General features: G+C 48.5%; 8 protein-coding genes. 2 read left to right on the top strand and 6 right to left on the bottom strand.

The features are described from left to right. Window positions 1-47: 47 nt before the first annotated feature. The 4 genes from NSQ55_RS15195 to NSQ55_RS15180 all read right to left on the bottom strand — a co-directional run bounded on the left by NSQ55_RS15195 (window position 48) and on the right by NSQ55_RS15180 (window position 10917). Window positions 48-4973, bottom strand: a complete 4926-nt coding sequence (locus NSQ55_RS15195) for an S-layer homology domain-containing protein (RefSeq protein WP_339167798.1) — start codon at window positions 4971-4973, stop codon at window positions 48-50. Between the two features lie 25 nt (window positions 4974-4998). Beyond that, on the bottom strand, window positions 4999-6096 hold the full coding sequence (locus tag NSQ55_RS15190) for a hypothetical protein (RefSeq protein ID WP_339167796.1): 1098 nt from the start codon (window positions 6094-6096) through the stop codon (window positions 4999-5001). Window positions 6097-6513: 417 nt separating this feature from the next. Next, window positions 6514-8679, bottom strand: a complete 2166-nt coding sequence (locus NSQ55_RS15185; RefSeq protein ID WP_280752980.1) for a GH92 family glycosyl hydrolase — start codon at window positions 8677-8679, stop codon at window positions 6514-6516. 63 nt (window positions 8680-8742) lie between these two features. Next, window positions 8743-10917 (bottom strand): alpha-amylase family protein, encoded by a 2175-nt coding sequence (locus NSQ55_RS15180; protein ID WP_280752979.1) that lies wholly within the window; start codon window positions 10915-10917, stop codon window positions 8743-8745. Between the two features lie 270 nt (window positions 10918-11187). On the opposite strand from NSQ55_RS15180, the gene NSQ55_RS15175 reads away from it, so the two are divergent. Together NSQ55_RS15175 and NSQ55_RS15170 are read left to right on the top strand one after the other, a co-directional pair. Next, window positions 11188-12471 (top strand): response regulator, encoded by a 1284-nt coding sequence (locus NSQ55_RS15175; RefSeq protein ID WP_076309437.1) that lies wholly within the window; start codon window positions 11188-11190, stop codon window positions 12469-12471. Then, window positions 12452-14230, top strand: a complete 1779-nt coding sequence (locus tag NSQ55_RS15170; RefSeq protein WP_081393989.1) for a sensor histidine kinase — start codon at window positions 12452-12454, stop codon at window positions 14228-14230. Before NSQ55_RS15175 ends, NSQ55_RS15170 begins: the two co-directional genes overlap by 20 nt. Before the next feature lie 356 nt (window positions 14231-14586). Here the strand turns inward: NSQ55_RS15170 and NSQ55_RS15165 are convergent, their stop codons facing one another. Both NSQ55_RS15165 and NSQ55_RS15160 read right to left on the bottom strand, forming a co-directional pair. Further along, on the bottom strand, window positions 14587-15627 hold the full coding sequence (locus tag NSQ55_RS15165) for a hypothetical protein (protein ID WP_339167786.1): 1041 nt from the start codon (window positions 15625-15627) through the stop codon (window positions 14587-14589). A gap of 60 nt (window positions 15628-15687) precedes the next feature. Beyond that, entirely contained in the window at window positions 15688-18150 is a 2463-nt protein-coding gene (locus tag NSQ55_RS15160; RefSeq protein WP_339167784.1) for a hypothetical protein, read from the bottom strand.

Here is an 18150-nt window from a genome sequence, read left to right as displayed (position 1 = left end):
AAAAGAGCTGGAGCCAAGTGAACTTGGCTCTAGCTCTTCTTTGGTGCTTACAATTCCATTACTCTGTAAATTAAAGCAGCGGCTTCCGCACGTGTGGTCAGGCTCAGTGGTCTGAAGGTACCGTCGGTATAACCGTTGACAATTCCTGTCTCCCGCAGGTACTCAACCGCATCCATCGCGTAAGAACCGATTTGATTCTCATCGGCAAAAGTTGCTGCCTTGCCGGAGATATCCGACTGGAGAGCAGTTAAGCTCAGAGCGCGAAACAGAATAACAGCCATTTCTTGGCGGGAAATAGGTTCTTTTGCGGCAAATACGCCTTCGCTACGTCCGTTAACAAGCTTTAGCGCCTGAGCTGTTGAGACAGCTTGGTAATACCAAGCATTTGAACTCACATCTTTGAAAGTACTGCTACTCTCGGCTTGAAGTTCTAGCGCTGATACTAACAGTTGAACAAATTCCGCTCTTGTAATTTGCCGGGCAGGCTCGAATTTGCCCCCGCCTGTGCCATGAATAAGATCACGGGAAGCCAAAGTTTCCAAGATGACTGTGGAGCCTGAATCAACATCGGAGAAGTGGATATTTGCATTAGCTGCAGCATAGAGTCCAAAATCCCTTGTTGTAAACGTTGTTTTGCCTGTTCCTGATACGTATTTGGAGTTTTTGACCACTTCGGCCACTCCCTCGCCGGTAACAGAGTAGACGATGGCTTGATGTGGGACTTCATCAGGGTTTAATTCATATCCAAATGATACCTTCATTGCCGCAGAAGGGCTTAATGTTTCTTTGGACTTACCGTCTACCGTCATTGAGATCCGGAACAAAGCATGCGTTTTCCATTTCTCTTGTAAGGCAACTGGAAGGGTTGACGCATCAACAAAATGGATAGATAGCTCCAACTGCCGGGCACCCTCTGGAATATTCTCACCTAAAGTGTTAATTGGAAGTGTTATTGTGGCAGCACCTGCTTTTACAGTTAGGGAAGTAACATTATCTTTTAGTTCGGGAACGGGCACTTGAAAAGCCACACCACTGGCAGTCGCATCCTCTTCAGCAAGCTCAAGTACTAAAGCTCCATCTTGCACTCCCTTCATCGCTTTTTGGAGTTCTCCTGTGGGAAGCTGTGCAATTTTCATTCCTTCAGCACCGGGTGAACCCTGAATGCGAATACGGCCCGCTGAAATTATATTCACTGGATTAACTATTTTTCCTCCACTACTCTCATTTGTGTTGCCACTATTATTGCTGCCGGACGAATTGCCGGGCGTATCTGTTCCCCCACCTTCTTCACTCCGCACTACATTCAAAGTGTAGGTCTTAGTTGTTATGCCGTTCGCAGCGGTAACTTTAACATCGATTCTGTTATCTCCTACCTTAAGCTCACTTCCGCCTGTTACCGTCAATTTGGCTTCTGCATCAGAAGGTGTCCCAGTTACAGCCACCGCTGTCTTGGAAAAGGGCACATTTATTGTATAGGTCAGTTTCTTACGGTCAAACCCAGGGATGTCTGTACCGTCCATACTCAAAACGCTCAAATCGGCATTATCACTCAGTGGGGTCTCTTCTTCACCTTCTACGTTCATAAACTGGAAGGTGCGGAAAAGTGAGGCGTCCTTCGCAGCGCCAATGCCTGATCCCCATTCAATATATCCTTTTCGACCCGCGCCATCATTATCGTTAACCAGCATGGAGAAGCTTAAGATATCGCTCGCCGCTGGACGGATCGGGCTTATTTCGCTCCAAGGTAGTGCCAGTGCATATGATGTAACCTTGGTCGCCTCATCTCTGGTCACACTTAAAGTTCCCTTAGTCAACACTCCGGTAGCTGCACCTTTCATGGACAGCCAACGATATATTTGCGGCCCCTCTGGGGTTTGCGAGATTCCGTATTCATACCAGGATTGACTATCGCCCGGTACACCGGGAGCAAGACTGAACTGAATACTGTCATTTTGCCAAATATTAATCCCGGCGGCATTATGGCTGAATACATCATCGCGGATATCGGCGGTCAAATAAATGTGTTCTTCATCCCAGCGTAGTTGCGCTGTTCCACTAAGATCATCCGCACCCTTATATCCGTTGAGCAAAGGGGTTCCGTCCGCAAGATCAATCAGAGCTGGACTTCGTGTATCGGACTGATGCTGCATCCGGTTAATATCTATGTTTTGCTTGAGGTGAACTGTCTCATAACCTTCAAGGTCAACTGTCAACTCAAGAGGATATTTAACCCCTTCAGAGAATCCCGGAAGTGGAATTGAATAAGTAAATCCACTATTTGGGGCAATTTCAGACAATTGCGATTCACTACCGCTGATCTGACCAGTCTCTTCCCCTAGGGTCCAGGAAATCTTTTTAATTCTCAGAGGATCCACACTGGAACTGTTCGTAAATTGAAGTTGTAGCGACATGCCGCCGTTATTACCATCTGTAATATGAGGAGCAATTTTTAAACCTTGAAAATATAGTCGCAGATCATCTACAGGGGCTTCTGGAAGAGTAGCAGGATCAAGTCCGGGTCCATTATAAGCTCCAATATTCGGTGGAGTTGCTGCTGAAACGGGATTGCCCCAGTAGTCCCGCCCACCGTTGTCTGCAATGATGGTACCGGCCCCAAGTGCAGGTGACCCCTCTCTCAGCTTGTAACCGTCCACTGTATTCCAACCAATTCCGGCGGTGCCCTGAGCAACTAAGAGTGGATTTGCTGTGATAGGATTGGTATTTTCCGGCTCGCTTACTGGATGGTTGCCATATAATAGATTATGGTCGAAGCTACCGTTCACCCCTGGCAGATTATAACCTCCTTGACCAAGGTTGTAGACCAGATTGTTCCTAAAAGAATATGGAGCGTTAATATTTCCTGCGTCATCCCATTCATGATCGATAATTTTGGTGTTTTGCCCAGCTCCGATATAGATAGTATTGTTATAGATTTGTGTATCTGGCGTAACCCCGCCTGCAAAATTAAACGTATGCGTTAGATCATTCTGGCTGATGTTGTATCTGACTACATTGTTAGAGGAGCCTGTCAGCACTTCCGGAGTCAAACGGGCATCGACAAAAAGCATGAATCCGCCTTTGTTGCCATGGCTGTAATTATATTGAACCACACTGTCCATCGTATCGATATCCAGATTGAAGCCCTGACCATCTCCCTCTGGTTTGTTCGTGTTAAAAGACTCATTGAACTGGACGATATTATTCTTGCCGCGAGTCGGCCAAATTGCGGCAGAGCCGTTAAACTCGCCTTCTTCGGAATAATTTCCGCCTTCCTCCGCTATGTTATGCTCAATCACCGCTCCATCCGCACCGAAGGTGAGAATACCGTCGCTGTCGGCTTGTTTGACATAATTTCCACGGATCGTAACATTGACCGTAGCATAGTCTGCTCCGTTAAAACGCTGATCCCATACCACAATACCGGTCCGGCCTATCCGTTCCACTGTATTGCCCTCGATCCATACCCCATCGAACTTGTCCGTGCCCGTCGTTCCGCCCACATATACGGAGATACCTCCAAACGCATGCGGGCCACCTTCGGCTCCGGAAACCGTCGGATAACGGAAACTGCTTGATACATCATGGACATAGTTATCCTGAATGCGGATATTACTTAATGTTCCTCCATTAGCATTCTCCACCATAATACCTTCCCGGTAAACAGTTCCCCTCTCGGAAGCATAATTAGTGACCTCAAGATCCCGAATCACCCAGTTCGAGGCGTTACGTAGGTATACAACTGCTCCGGCCATGCCTCCACCGTTGATAATCGGTTTGCTTCCACTCCCATAGGCAGATATTGTAATCGGTTCTTCATCTGTGCCGCTGCCCTTAGGATATAATTGTTCGTTCCAGATTCCACCCTTCTTTAACAAAATACGATCCCCAGCTTCAAAGGTAGTCTGATTCACTATAGAAAAGGTCTTCCAGGCAGTCTCCGGTGTTTTTCCATCGTTGTTGTCGCTGCCTGCAAATGAATCCACATAATATTCTCCGTCTCCACCGCTGCTCCCTCCATCTCCAGGCAAGCGGTTGGATAAGGTGACCGATCCTAGTTGCATCAGCCAGGGTGCGGAATCACCGCTAAGTTCTATTTTTAAGTAATGAAGTCCGGAAGGAATCCCCTGTGCCGGAGTATAATTCGTCCCGGTCCAAGCCGCATCACCAGTGGCCTGTGGAGGTTCATGAACAGTAGAAAGTTCTGTCCAAGTGGATGCATCCGCCGAACCATAGAACTTGATAGTCCCGCTAGACCCGGCAAAGGAATGCATGCGGGCTGTGAAATGTTGCAGATTATGCAAATGGTACACGAGTGATTCTGCTGAGTCTGCTGTTCTCACCGCACGAGAATGATCTCCACCAAAAAAAGCGGGATTGCTTGTATCTAAAGACCAATTTGTACTGTGTGCATAAAGCTGTGCAATGTCGTCAAGCTCATCAACAATCGTTTTTGGTGCAAGCGACACATTGGAGAGCGTAAGGTGCCCAAGCTGCATCAGCCAGGTATCGAGGTCACCACTGACTTCAATTTTGACATAATTGACACCATCCGGCAGCGCCCCCGAGGGTGTATATACTGTTCCGTACCAGCCAGAACCGGTTGCGGTGGGACTGTCGTTGATGGCTGGAAGCTCCGTCCAGATATCTGCATCTGGCGATCCGTAGAACTTGATAACAGCCGTGGAACCAGAGAAATAATATGCTTGAAGCGTAAACGACTGAACTCCAGTCAAAGTGTAAATGGCATAGCCAGTCTCCGTGGAGGTTCTGACCAGCCGGGCTGCATCTCCTTCGAAAAACTGAGGATTACTACTGTCAATTAGCCAGTTCTCGGACCTGTGTTCCGCTGCCGGTAGGGTTGAGAAATCATCGGCATTCGTCTCTTCAGCATGGGCAGAAACGCCCATTACAGGAAGCACCGCTGTGAAGATCAGCACCATTATAAGCAGTGATTTTGCGAGTTTTTTGAACATTATTGTATTATTCCCCCTTGAACATTTATTGGATGGTATGGTTTGCGAGATCTTCAGCCATCGGGTAATTCCATTCCACGACAGCTTCGGACAGCTTTTCGTCCACAATGGATCTATACTTCTGCTGCGCCAAATTCAGTGCGATGGCATCCTTCACATGATCGAACGGCTGAATAGCTGCATCATCTGCCGACAGGCAGTAAAGTAGGTGGATAGCCCCATTTTCAGTAAACAAACCGCTAAACTCTCCCGGCGCCAGTTGCTCTGCGGTAAGCAATGCCTTTGGATTTTCCAGAGCTGCTGTTCGCCGTGAAGCACTTGTTATTTTCACCTCGCCAACGTTTACGCCAAACTCTTTTGCCTGGTCTTGGAAGCCTGTGCCTGAAGAATCTGTTGCTGCTGTCGCTGTTGCTATTGCATGGAGCTTTTCCATTCTTTCTAAGGCTTTTTGCTGATCTTTGTACTCTGTTTCTGGGCCAAAGGAAAGCGTTGCCCATTCCAGACGAATCGTTCCCGGCAGAGAATATTTCGCAATTAGATTTGCTGTATATTCCAATTTCACCTGTTCGTCTGAAATCACGATACTTCCGTTACTGCGCATGGCCTCAATCGTGGCATCCTCAAGGTTGCTCATGTAATAATTGAAATAGGCCTGCGCCTCCAGATGAAGAGGACCATACACCACCTCCTTATTCGCTGCTGCCTGACTCCGCCGATTATTCTCGCGCTCCATCTCCTTGAGAAAACCTTCAAAACTGATATCCGTTACGACTCCTGCTTCTTGAGCAAGCTGTAGCTCCATCCGCTTCGTCAAAAGCTGAGTTTGAGCTGTATTGATCCATTTCTGCATTGGATTTTCGCCGGAATAGTAGGCAGACCAGAAGTCTATTGAATAGTCGGCGTTGTAAGTTTGTTTAAAATAATCAACAATCAGTGCCCGATTCATTTGAAGATGCCAGTTGAACTCCGCTGCTGTGGCCTCCTGCCCGTTAAGGGTCAGAAGCATTTCTTCTGCTTGTGGAGCTTGCATATTCTTCGCACCAATCAGCAGCAGGCTTCCTGCTAACAGAGCGGTCAGAATAACGATTAGCTGATTTCTTTTGGAATGAAGTTTTAGAGTCATAAGTTATTTCCTCCTCTCTCATCCTCGATGTTAAGCGCTTTCATTCTCTTCGATATTAGACATGTTTACGTTGAAATAACAGGCGGGAAAGCTGCGAAATGGTTTGCCATTTCACGATTTGACCGTAAAGCCCAGTTTTCGCCCTATAAAAAAATGCTGTCGGAGAATAGAGAAGTTACGTATTCGAACGTGGAATGTTGTACAATGTGCAGGAATTCAGCGCGTTTGTCGGGATTGAGCAGCAGATTGTTGTATATCAAGCATGATATCCATGCAATTACGGGATCGGAGTGATTTATAGAAAAGTCGATTTGCATTCATCACTGATTCAGTGTGTTCCTCAATTTTTTTTGATTGTAAAATCATCTAATAAAAACAAAGGCAGTCCGGAATTTTCCAGACTGCTTTGCATTGTTCTTAAGACTGATCTGTGCCCGAAAACATACAGAAATTCAAGACTCCACCTTTGACAATCTCGTCATGTGACAGAGAGTGGTGCTCCCATAGCGATCCGTTCCAGTGGACCGATTTGCTGTACACATTGGCGGGGCTGTTGTTCTCTGCTTCAATGATCCATTGCTGCCCATTTTCAAGCTGAATAGTTACCTTATCAAAAAGCGGGCTGCCGAGCACATATTCAGGAATTCCGGGACTTAACGGGTACAGGCCGATGGCGCTCCAAATAAACCAAGCACCCATGCTGCCGTTATCTTCGTCGCCGGGTAAACCATCCATCTGGCTGCTGAACAGTTCGGCCATGGTTTTGCGGACCCAATACTGCGTTTTGCACAGCACACCGAGTCTGGCAAATATATAAGGAATGTGGAAGCTCGGCTGATTGCTGATGGCAAACTGCCCCAGATCGGCGGAGGCCATTTCCGACATTTCGTGTATTTCCAAACCATAGGATCCCACTTTAAATACAGGTTCCTCAGCCATCAACTGATCCAGACGCTGGACAAAAGCCTCTTCACCGCCCATCAGCCCGGCTAGTCCCGGGAAGTCGTGGGGCACAGCCCAGCTCCCCTGCCAAGCCCCGCCTTCACAAAACGGATTACCCCACTCCAGAGGATCAAATGCTTCCTGCCAAGTACCGTCCTCATTGCGACCTCTCATAAACCCAACTGTTGGATCAAACAGCAGCTTATAATTCTGTGCCCGAGCCATAAAACGCTCATAATCATCCATTTTGCCAAGTGTTTTGGCAATCTGCGCAATACAGAAATCTCCGTATACATAATCCAACGTGTTGCTTACACTTTCATGGAAACGGTCATGCGGCAGATAACCCTGCTGCAAGTACAATTCAAGGCCCCTTCTGCCCAGCTTCTCGTCCACTGATGGACGATCTGCATGCTTCAGAAGACCTTCATACAGTACCTCTGTATCAAATCCGCCGATGCCCTTAACCACGGCATCCGCAGCTGCGGCATCAATCAGTGTGCCTGGCATGGCACTGCGCTCCCCTGGTGACAGCCACTTTGGCAGCCAGCCGCTCTCCTTGTATGCCAATGTCCACGCCTGCATAATCTCACCCAATAAAGATGGGAATAAGATACTGTATAAAGGAAGGCTGGTTCGGTATACATCCCACAGCCCGATATCCGAATACATTGGACCCTGGCAGATGCTGCCATTAAAAGGGCTGTAATGGATTTTCTCGTTCTGCTCGTTATATTCATGCCACGTTCTCGGGAACAGGCAGATTCGGTACATGCAGCTGTAAAAGGTGCGGAGGTTCTCTTCATCTGCGCTTTCAGCAACAATGCGCCCCAACCGTTCTTCCCAGCTTGCCTCTGCTCTATTCAAGATCTCTCCGAAGCCGTCTTCCCCAATCTCTCGGTTCAGATTAAGCAGCGCCTGCTCTCCGCTAATAAAGGAAGTCCCGCACTTCACTCCCACTATGCCAGATTCCGGTGCAGCTATTCCTACATAAGCGCCCAGTCGTTCGCCAGTCCCTTCATGGGTCCCCAGTGGCTGATAATCTCCGTTAAAGATTCCCGACTCCTCCATGTGAAAATCCCTATCGAACTGGAACACGAAATACATCGCGAAATTATCGGGCACCCCGGCGGTATGGCCTCTTGTGTAGCCGGTGATTCTACGTTTATCCGGCTGGAAGGTGAGATGTGACTCACCTTTCAGAGGTGCTATAATAAGCCTGTTCTGCTGCCTCTCAGCGAAAGTTATTCTTATCGCTGCACAACGTTCGGTTGGAGTCAGCTCAAGCCGGGTGCGGTAACGTTGAAGAAACACATCGAAATAGTGAGGGGACACTTGCATCTCTTCCGTTTTGAAGGAAGAAGAACGTGAACCGGGACTGAGGAGCAGTGGACCTGTCTGCGGCAACAGGATCAGATGCCCATAATCTCCGATCCACGGGCTGGGCTGATGGGTCAGCCGGATGCCCTCTAGGTGGCGATGGCGCGGGTGGAAGAACCAGGTTCCACCTGCTTCATAGGTTTGCGGGCACCAAGCCGCCATACCAAATGGCATCGCTGTAAGTGGCAGTGTATTGCCATGTGAATACCGGAAATCTGACTCCGTCCCCTGTAATGGATTTACATAATCTAACCAACCCAAATAGATACACTCCTTTAGCCAGTTTTCACCGGCTCTATATTCTCCGCTCTTTACTGATACCGGTTAAGATAATCGGAATACTTGAACATCTCCAGCTTCCACCCGCACAGTCAGTTTTGTAGTTGTGGGTTTCAATAGATTCATTGGTTGAATTTCAGCGCTGCCATCATCAAACCACGGTTCGACAGAAGTATAAACAATACCCAGCGTAACGTCAGCCTTAACCGCCATATCCCCTTCATTATGAACATAAAGAAATGCCCCTCGGTCCTGCTCACCTTCCCACTCGGAGAGATCCGCGCGGACACCGCCGCTTGCTTGTACATACGGCTGCAGCTTTAGTTCCTTCTGTAATAGATCCCGCACCAGCTGAAGCGTTCCGGGATGTCCATCCTGCCAGTAGGCAGCCGCAAGCAAGGTACCGAACCATACGGCACGCCCGTTGCCATAAGCGGCGGTAGTCAACACAGGCATGCGGTCCTCGGCAAATTCAGCCAGTACCTTCACATGGCTTTCCAGCTCGATATCCGATTTGTAATAGGATCCGTGCGCCGTATCGTCTGCTGCCGATTCCTCCGCCTTGCTGTGCTCCATAACATTCCGCAACGGAATCGCTGTCCGTGATTCGAACGCAACCTGATGATAGCTGTGATCCAGGTTCTCAGCGGAATGAATCCAAGTCTCACGGACCCCGAACACCTGGTCAAATCCATAACCGGGCACCGTATAGCTGTGGCAGCCATTCTCTGCCTGAAGTGCACCGAACGAGCATTCCGAAATCAAGATCCCGCCCTTTTCCACCCACTCGCGTAGGATGTCACACAGTTTGCGGTTCAAATATAGAGGATAAGGCATCCACAAGCAGTGGTATTGCTCCAGTGTCTTCTCGTTAACATCCGTCTCATGCAGAAATTCAACTTTATAATTGAGCTCATGCAGTAGTTTATGGGCGCCTTGTAAGGAATCGTTGTAGGTGTCCAGATGATCATGTGCCGCAAAGTTAGCAACCTGGTTCTGCGGACTGAACAGAATGGCAATCCCGTCTCCGCGCCGTTTTGCATGCATCAGCTCTTGCTTATTGTTTTGCACCAGCTTATTTAGATGAGCCATATCCTTGTACCATGGGGTTGGACTTCCGTCCAAATACACACTGCCCCATGCAGGGGCCTCCTGTCCCAATATCTCTGGTCTGTACTGCCAGAACAAATATCCCGTGATGCCACGAGCGAGCGGGGTCAGAATATGCCGTTTCATTTCCCGCAGGTCCGGCTGACGCGGCTTCATTGCAGTATTGCCTGGCAAAGCATGAATCTCCGAATTGATAATGGGTTTACCTTTGGCGGCAGAGATCAGTAGATCAGCAGACCAGGCCGAGGACCCAAGGCTATTGCCTGTCAAGTCACAGGGCTCAGCCAGCTTGAAGTCGTCCGAACCCGCTGTAATCATATTAAAGATAGGGGCGGGCACAGTGTGGGCCATAACAGGATGCAAAAGATCCAGTGACTTCACTATATCTACCCGGCTCCGCAGCTCATCCGTTAAAGTACCGGACATGAACAGGCGCCAGTCCACCAGATCATTAAATACGCCTTGTCCACGCGGTGCCTCTACTTCCTCCCAGCTTCCGTAAGTCCGCTGCCATGATTCATTGAGAGCTTCCAAAGTAACATATTTATTTTTTAGCCATTCTTGGAACACCCACAGCGATTGCTCGCAATAACACACCTGGTTGTCAAAAGACAGCTTGCGCTTGATTCCTGTGGTTAGTTCAGGCTCATTCCATAAATCCCAGACCCAGAGCGCCGGATGATCCTTAAAAGTCTTCACCGTCTCCGCCAGAAACTTTGCCTTTTCTTCGGCGGCAGCTGCATGATGATAACAGGGCCCCGGCGCTCCGCCGATCTGGCGGCAGTTAATCGCCCTTGGTTCCAGAATGGAACCGTCCGCTGTAATCATTTTGGAATCAGGATATTTTTTATAGAACCAGGCCGGCGCCACGTCGAAAATTACATTCAAAATGACCTTCAAACCATTCCTCTGCGCAATATCCATTAGCTCCTGAATATCATCGAAATGATAGGTCCCTTCTTTGGACACACTCGCGCGCCATTGTACCCAATATTTCACACAATTGAAGCCCTGTCCGGCAATATTGCTTAGGTCTTGTTCCCATTGATCACGGAAGGGGGTCGGGGAACGGTAATATTGAAACCCAAATGGAATAAATGAATCTTGCATCTAGTGTACTCCTCCTACAACGTTCAATTTCGATCTCTCTATGTTTATAAAAGCGCTTACTGCTCTTTTACGCTTAAAGTCTATCACAGTGGATTTTGCAAAAGTTAGGATGGAATCCTATGAAACGGTTTGCGAAGCTGTTGAAATGTTTGATCCTTACGCTACGTGGCAGTCACTGCGCAGAGTCACCGGGGAACATACTGCGAAATCGTTTGCGATCCTGACAACCTCAGAAATTATACCTCCTCTTTAAGAGGTTTCATGTTTATAATGGCTGTAAGACATATTAGAAACTACTTCGAGGTGAAGCCAATGTTGAAAGCGCTTGTAGTGGATGACGAATATCTGGTCCGCATGGGCATCACCCAGACCATAGACTGGGCAGAATACAACGTCGAGATCATAGGAGAAGCCAGCAATGGCGAGGAAGGATTGGAGCTTGCCCTACAGCACCGTCCAGATGTGATCATTACCGATATTCGTATGCCGTATATGAACGGTCTTGAGCTCATCGAAAAAATACGGGAACAGGACATGCTCGTAGGGATTGTCGTGCTCAGCGGTTATGACGAATTTCAATATGCGCAGGCTGCTTTGCGTTATGGCGCCTCCACCTATTTGCTAAAGCCCATTAATATAGAAGAACTTGCAAATACAGTTCGAAGCGTCGGGGATGAAATCCTTGGCAAAAAGCAACTCTCCAAGCGGTATTCACAGCTTAATGAGGAAATGGCCTCGATCTCCAAGCAGTTCTGGCAGGATTTGCTGCATGACCAACTGCATGACGAAGAGTTTATTTCAAATAAGATAAAATTACTGGAACTGCAATTGGAACCTGGAAAAGCTATCCTACCGCTGTCCATTACCTTTCCTCCTGATAACGGCCTTCAAGGAAATACTGTAGGCAAAGCGCTGGAGGATGCAGCGGCGACTATTCTGGAAGCGCATTCTTTTGAGCAACTGTGTCTATTCCGGGACAGCCATCTGGAGTGGGTTATGATCCTTCGGACCGGGGAACCAGAGCTGGCCGGAGATTCTGCACGAAAATTGGGCAAACAACTATCTGAATGGAGCCAACAGCACTTCGGCCAGGCCTTAAGCGTCGGCATAGGTAAACCTGCGGGAGAATGGAACGGGATCGTAGATTCATACCGGCAGGCTGTACTTGCTGCGCAGCGTGCCCTTTCTGGCATAGAACGTGTGCTGTATGCTGAAGAAGAGGCTGGAGCTCGGTGCCGGCGCGAAATCAGGGACGCACTCGCTTTTATCCGGGAGCACTATGCCGGAAACATTACCGTTGAGATGGTTGCTGCGGCGGTCTTCGTCAGTCCAACCCATTTGATGCATCTGTTCCGTAAAGATCTGAACAAAACCTTTTACGAATGTCTGACGGAATACCGTATCGAGGAGGCCAAACGTATGCTGCGCAATCCGAAGTATCGGGTGTACGAGGTTGGCAATCAGGTCGGCTTCACCGACTCCAAATACTTTAGCCAGATCTTCAAAAAAATGACGGGCATCCCGCCGAGTGAATATGCAAAAACCTATGGGTAAGCGGAGACTAGCCAACCGGATGGATTCCTGGATGAGGCGGTTCAAGATCAAAAGCCGGATTGTTGTTGTTCTGTTAGCAGGACTGTCTCTGCATCTGGTGCTGATGCTCGTTATTTTCAATTTTTATTCCTATACCTACCTGCAAAAGGATCTGTACCGCCATGTCGTTCAGACTCAGCGCCAAATTGGGCTTAGCGTGGAGCTCATGGTCGATGACATTCAAATGTTGTTTCTGCGGTTTCTGGTGAACAGTGATATCTACCAAATCATCAATAATGATTCCCTGCCGTCAGCTGATAAGGAATCGCGAATCGGAGCTATCATCGACGGTATGCTGGCCCAGAACGACCTGGTGGGTAACGTGATTATCAGCACCAACGATAATATGCTTTATTCTTACCAGTCTAAGGAGCAGATGCTGGAGGTGCCTGAAGCCCTGTTCATCAAACGCATTCAGGAGAGCAGCATGCCTGTTGTCGGTGAGATCAAACGGGATGGAGAAGGCAATGCGTATATTCCATTCGGCCAGCAGTTCCGCAATTTCAATACTGGACAAAATATCGGGGTCGTGATCATTTATGTCAGGGAGGCTGCTTTGGCGGACCTGTATTCCTCCAGCTTCACTGGCATCGGCTACTCCTTCCTGACTTCCGACAATCGGATTATTTCTCACCCCGACAAACGGCTCTTGGGCAATTTTTTGGAGGAAAACGCCCCTCTTCGCCCAGGTAAAAAAGAAGGCTATCGTACCTGGTCAGATAACGGAAATTCCTACATCATTGCTACTTATCCTTTGAATCCCCGGTTGGAGACACTTGGGGTCAGCTGGGAATTCACCAGTGTGATTTCCAATCACAAACTGCTCTCGGGAATCGCCAAAGGCAATCAAAATGCGCTTCTGTTCGCCAGCGTTACCTTTATTGTGCTGCTGATTTTTTCCTTCTATCTGGCAGCCAAAATCACCCGTCCACTGCTGAACTTGAAGAAGAAGCTGAGCCTGTTTGGCAAAAAAGATCTGGCCGCTGTTTATGAACAGCGCGGTCAGGTTGATGAGATTTTTCAGCTTGAGAACAGCTACTATCAGATGGTGGAGCGGATCAGCCAATTAATGCTGGAGAAAGATGAGGAGAAAGAAAAGCAACGGAAAGCTGAGCTGACCGCACTTCAATCACAGATCAATCCCCATTTTCTCTACAACACACTGGATGCAATTGCCTGGATTGCCCGACTGAAGAAGCAGCCCGATATCGAACGGCTGATTTCTTCATTAGCTACCTTTTTTCGAATCAGCCTGCATAAAGGCGACAAGTTCGTGACCGTGGACGAAGAAATCCGCTTGGTGCAGAGTTTTGTGACAGTTGAGCAAATGAGGTTTCCGGATAAGTTCGAGATTGAATACGAGATTGAGGAATCGCTGCGCAAGGTTCGCATTCTGAAGCTGATTCTTCAGCCTATTGCAGAGAATGCGATCAAACACGGCATCAGCGAGAAACGCGGGATGGGCCGAATCTGGATTAAAGGCGAATTAGTGGCAGATGAGATTCGCTTCACAGTGACTGATGACGGGGTGGGATTTTCCAACGGTGCGACGCTTAGCCAAGCCAAGGAAGATGTGTTGTTTCAGAGCGGGTATGGACTAAGAAATGTGGACGAACGAATTAAACTGGAATATGGTCCTCAATATGGTTTAAGTATCTCCAGCACACCGGGGCAAGGCACCACAGTTACGATCAACTTGAAGAAGGAACTGCCCAATTAGCGAATTTAGTTTATAAATGCGGACATAACAAAGAAATCGATCCTTTTTGAGTGGGTAGGCGGGACTTCTACTTTGCTTAAAAAGACGATTGAGTAGTGGCAAATTAAAGATACTTTCGAGAATTATAGGTGCTTTAGTTGTATTTAATACAGCTAAAGCACCCTTTTTTTGCAGCGAGCAGAAGTTTAAGTGTATTTGGTACATCTATACGTTCCAATTCTGTTGGCAGCAACTAACTTTCCGAATAATAAGTGTACTGAATACAACTATATCTTACTTCATCCGTTTATTGCCCACGCTAGATGTATGAAATACACTTCGGTTAGCGATTTTCATGATTCAGACTCCATCTTATCTTAGTCTTTCATTGTTGAATTAATCTTCAGGTACAACTGCTTCAGTGGATTAACTATACTGCCGCTAAGCACTGAGATCAGCAGCCAGAACACTATGAACACTACGATGTTCAGGGCGAGCATTAAATACTTAAACGTTCGCAGCTCTGCATTCATGCCATCTGCTGAGATATAGGTGACAATCCGCTCTGCCGATTCCGGTAGTGGATAGAGCAAAATCAGGCCGTCAGCCGTTTCCCGCTCCAGCAGATCTGCATCACCTCTGCCTGTACTATTTTGATCGATACCCTGTGTCACTGGCTCAGCCAAGGTAGCTTTTTCCGAAGTAACTAGTGCTGCTTTGATCTCCTGCAGGCGCTCCTTCGGGACATCGGCAGCACTCAATAGCTTCCCGTTTCCGGTCAGTAGGTAAACTTCATTTCCCCCGTAGATTGTATTCTCGCCAGATAGGTAGAAGCTGTAAAGCTTGTCAATCTCCACTTCGAGCGAGAGCAGACCAAGGATGTCTCCCATCGAACCCTGAATTTTTACTTCAAGTAACAGACGGTCGCGCAGATCCGAAGGTGCATTCATTAGATGCTCCCGGTTGAGCACCGTCCAGCGCAAAGCCTGCTCTCGGTTATTTAGAAATTGTTCCATCCCTGGTTCTTTTTTGATCTCTGCAAAGGGCAGCAACCCGGAAACATTGCTTGAGGAGTAAGTTCCCCCTGCTTCTCCCCAAATGTAAATGCCGAGAATGTCACTACTGGAAGAACGTATGCCCTCAAGTATCGGAGAGATTGCCCCGTCATATGTTGGTTTTTTCAGCGCATTCTGCACCACCTGGTTGTTGGATATAAGCTTCGAGGTCTCCTCCAGCCAGTTCATGAACAGAAGTGTATTCTTATGCTGCTGGCCAGTGTACTGAACGGATAGCTGCCGCAGCATGTCAAGGCTTCTATGCTCCATAGTACGGTACAGAATGAAGCTCGAAGCGACAATATAGACAGTAATGAACAACACCAGGACTAGGCGGATATTGCGGCCGAACGATCTGAACATATGACTTCCCCATCCCCCTCCGGTGTATGAATCATGAAAACAAAATCAACTGAAATCAGACTAACAGCTAAGAAGACTAATGTCGATCTCCTTGTAAAAGGAACCCTCATCTGTCTCATGCACTTCATGATTAGGCAGAATTATTGTAATTGCCGATCCGGCTTGCCAAAAAGCTTTCATGTGGAAGATCTCCTGTCCTGTTACTGAACGGATCTCCCATTTGATGTTTATTGGGCCGATACTTGTACTTACGGTTCCGCTGGCCTGCCGCAGTTCTCCATAGTGGGGCTTTATAGTTATTCCCTCTATTCCTTGTTGGACACCCAATATCCCTCTGGTGAACTCAGTGATCGGCAGTGCGCTCCATGCGTGGCAGTCACTTCTGGTGCCGGTTGAATCTATTTCTGGAAGTCTAGTGAGATTAAGCTCCAACTGCTTCAACCACCGTGTCCATAGTCCGAACGAGCGGTCATACATTCCGCATTTCTCTAGCGCGCGGAATAGATAGTAGCTCATCGGCAACGAAAGCTTAGCCAGTGATGTGTCTGTTAACGTTAACTCCAGCAGTGCCGCCCCTTCTACAACATCCACTGTGCCCGCCAAAACCGCCCAGACCTGCGTGTGCTGGCTATGCTGCGTTCCCGCAGTTGCCTCCGGACTGTCGCGGAACAGCAGACTGTTCGTTAGCCGGCAGCAATCCATTACCGCAGCGTTGACCGCCGCTTTGCGTTGACGCAGTTCACCAGCAATCTGTGTCCAACCGCTGGCTGCAAGCAATTCAGCCGCTTGCTCCAGCGCGGCCGCATACATCAGGCTCAGTACGGTTGCGGGTGCATCATCCGTACAATCCGGTGCGCCGAGCGGCCATTCCTCCACCCAATCGAAGTAATTCCAATATTGGCGGGGCGTTCTGTCCACCAGACCCTCCGGAGTCAGATGTTGATCGAACCAGTCCAGCACAGATAACAGCGCTAACCGGTACTGATTCACCAAGGCCATATCCCCGAAGGATCTGTAGTGGTCATGAATCATTCCGATCCAATATAGGGAGAAGGAAGGAATGACCTGCGGCAGCACTGAGGGATAGCGACTTTGCAGCATCCCGTTTGGTAGCTGAGAGGCCTTATAATCTTCCATAGCTCTCCGCGCTAACCGGTCGTCCCCTGATAATAGGTACGTAAACTCCATCATCAGTTTGGTATCCATGGTATACTGCAGCTGTTCATAATACGGAGTATCCTCGTAGGTCTCATGCATGCAGCGCTGAAGTGTTCGTACACTGAGCTCCCATAGTTGGTTATATTTTTCATCGGAGCAGTGAAAATTTCCTTCCGGCTGCAGTGGATATCCGGTCTCCCTATAGCTAAAGCTGGAAATCGTTAGAGGCTCGACACCAGCCTGCACTTCCAGCCGTACATAGCGGAAGGTACGGAACCAGAACGGTTCGTAGATTTCCATCCGCGCAGAGATGCCGTAACCTGCCGGGTGATAGCTGTCGTAACCGCCTCTTAATATATGTTCCTTCGTATTATCGCGGACAGCTTTGCGGCGAATCTCATCATCCCCCGTTTCTTCTTCATAACACTCAGCGCATAGTAGGGTAATCCGGCTACCTTTGCCTCCAAGAAGTCTAAGCTGCAAATACCCTGTGGTTAGCTCGCCAGCATCCAACTCCAACCAGAAATGTTGCCCTGCTTCTAATGTTATTCCAGCGAAAGGCACTGCTGCGTTGGGTGAAGCGCCGCCATCTCCATTTTGCAGCTCCAGACTATGCCCTTCCTCAAAAAAGGCTTGCCCTACCCCGCTACTGCTGCGCATCAGCTTCAGAAAAAATTGCTTCCGCTCATACAACAGCGGAATCGGACGCCGGGCCAGCTGCCAAGGGGTTAATTGGCCATATTCATCCCGCACCGGTTGCACAATTCCGGTAGCAAGCCAGGCACTGTCATCATATTCGGGCAGTGTCCAATCCAGCAGCGCTTCGTCACCCTTCACCTCTTCCAGTCCACCCATCCAGCGTATGATCGGAAACTGCTGGAGCTTATAGCTGCGATCCTTAATACTTTTCCATGAGCTATCCGTATTTAGCTCCTGTACTAGCTGCCCGCCTTGTGTAACTGCCGCTTCCACAAGCAGCCCGCCTTTTTGCGAGCGCCAGACGGACAAAGGTCCGTCTTCACCCAGTTCAAAGGGCGTAGTCCCTGCATAATGAACGACCATAACAGCAAGCACATTTAAACCTGGTTGTAGAACATTGTCCAGACTGAATTCTTCATAATACTGTATATGACCATGTCCTTTACAAGGACCGGCCCATAAACGCTGCCCATTGACGAACAGCCTGTAGCGGCTGTCTGCGGTAATGGCCACATCCAGGGTGCAGGTCTTTCCGATACCAGCTGGCAGTTCGAACACTCTGCGAAAGTACGCACGCTCGTGCTGCTGTTCCCTATCCGCTGATCCCTGCTCCTCCTGCGGCCAGATCCAGCGTGCTCCCCAGTCTCCCCATTCTTTTGCTGCCAT

This window comes from Paenibacillus sp. FSL H7-0943, from assembly GCF_037963265.1.
GTDB classification, from domain to species: domain Bacteria; phylum Bacillota; class Bacilli; order Paenibacillales; family Paenibacillaceae; genus Paenibacillus_AQ; species Paenibacillus_AQ odorifer.
Note: the sequence above shows the minus strand (reverse complement) of the source record. Positions and strands in the feature narration are given on the sequence as shown.

What these genes read in the sequence shown, in the direction of transcription:
- NSQ55_RS15195 (WP_339167798.1), bottom strand. Translation starts at nt 4,973, where the DNA reads ATGTTCAAAAAACTCGCAAAATCACTGCTTATAATGGTGCTGATCTTC.
- NSQ55_RS15190 (WP_339167796.1), bottom strand. Translation starts at nt 6,096, where the DNA reads ATGACTCTAAAACTTCATTCCAAAAGAAATCAGCTAATCGTTATTCTG.
- NSQ55_RS15180 (WP_280752979.1), bottom strand. Translation starts at nt 10,917, where the DNA reads ATGCAAGATTCATTTATTCCATTTGGGTTTCAATATTACCGTTCCCCG.
- NSQ55_RS15165 (WP_339167786.1), bottom strand. Translation starts at nt 15,627, where the DNA reads ATGTTCAGATCGTTCGGCCGCAATATCCGCCTAGTCCTGGTGTTGTTC.
- NSQ55_RS15175 (WP_076309437.1), top strand. Translation starts at nt 11,188, where the DNA reads ATGGCTGTAAGACATATTAGAAACTACTTCGAGGTGAAGCCAATGTTG.
- NSQ55_RS15170 (WP_081393989.1), top strand. Translation starts at nt 12,452, where the DNA reads ATGCAAAAACCTATGGGTAAGCGGAGACTAGCCAACCGGATGGATTCC.
- NSQ55_RS15160 (WP_339167784.1), bottom strand. Translation starts at nt 18,150, where the DNA reads ATGGCAGCAAAAGAATGGGGAGACTGGGGAGCACGCTGGATCTGGCCG.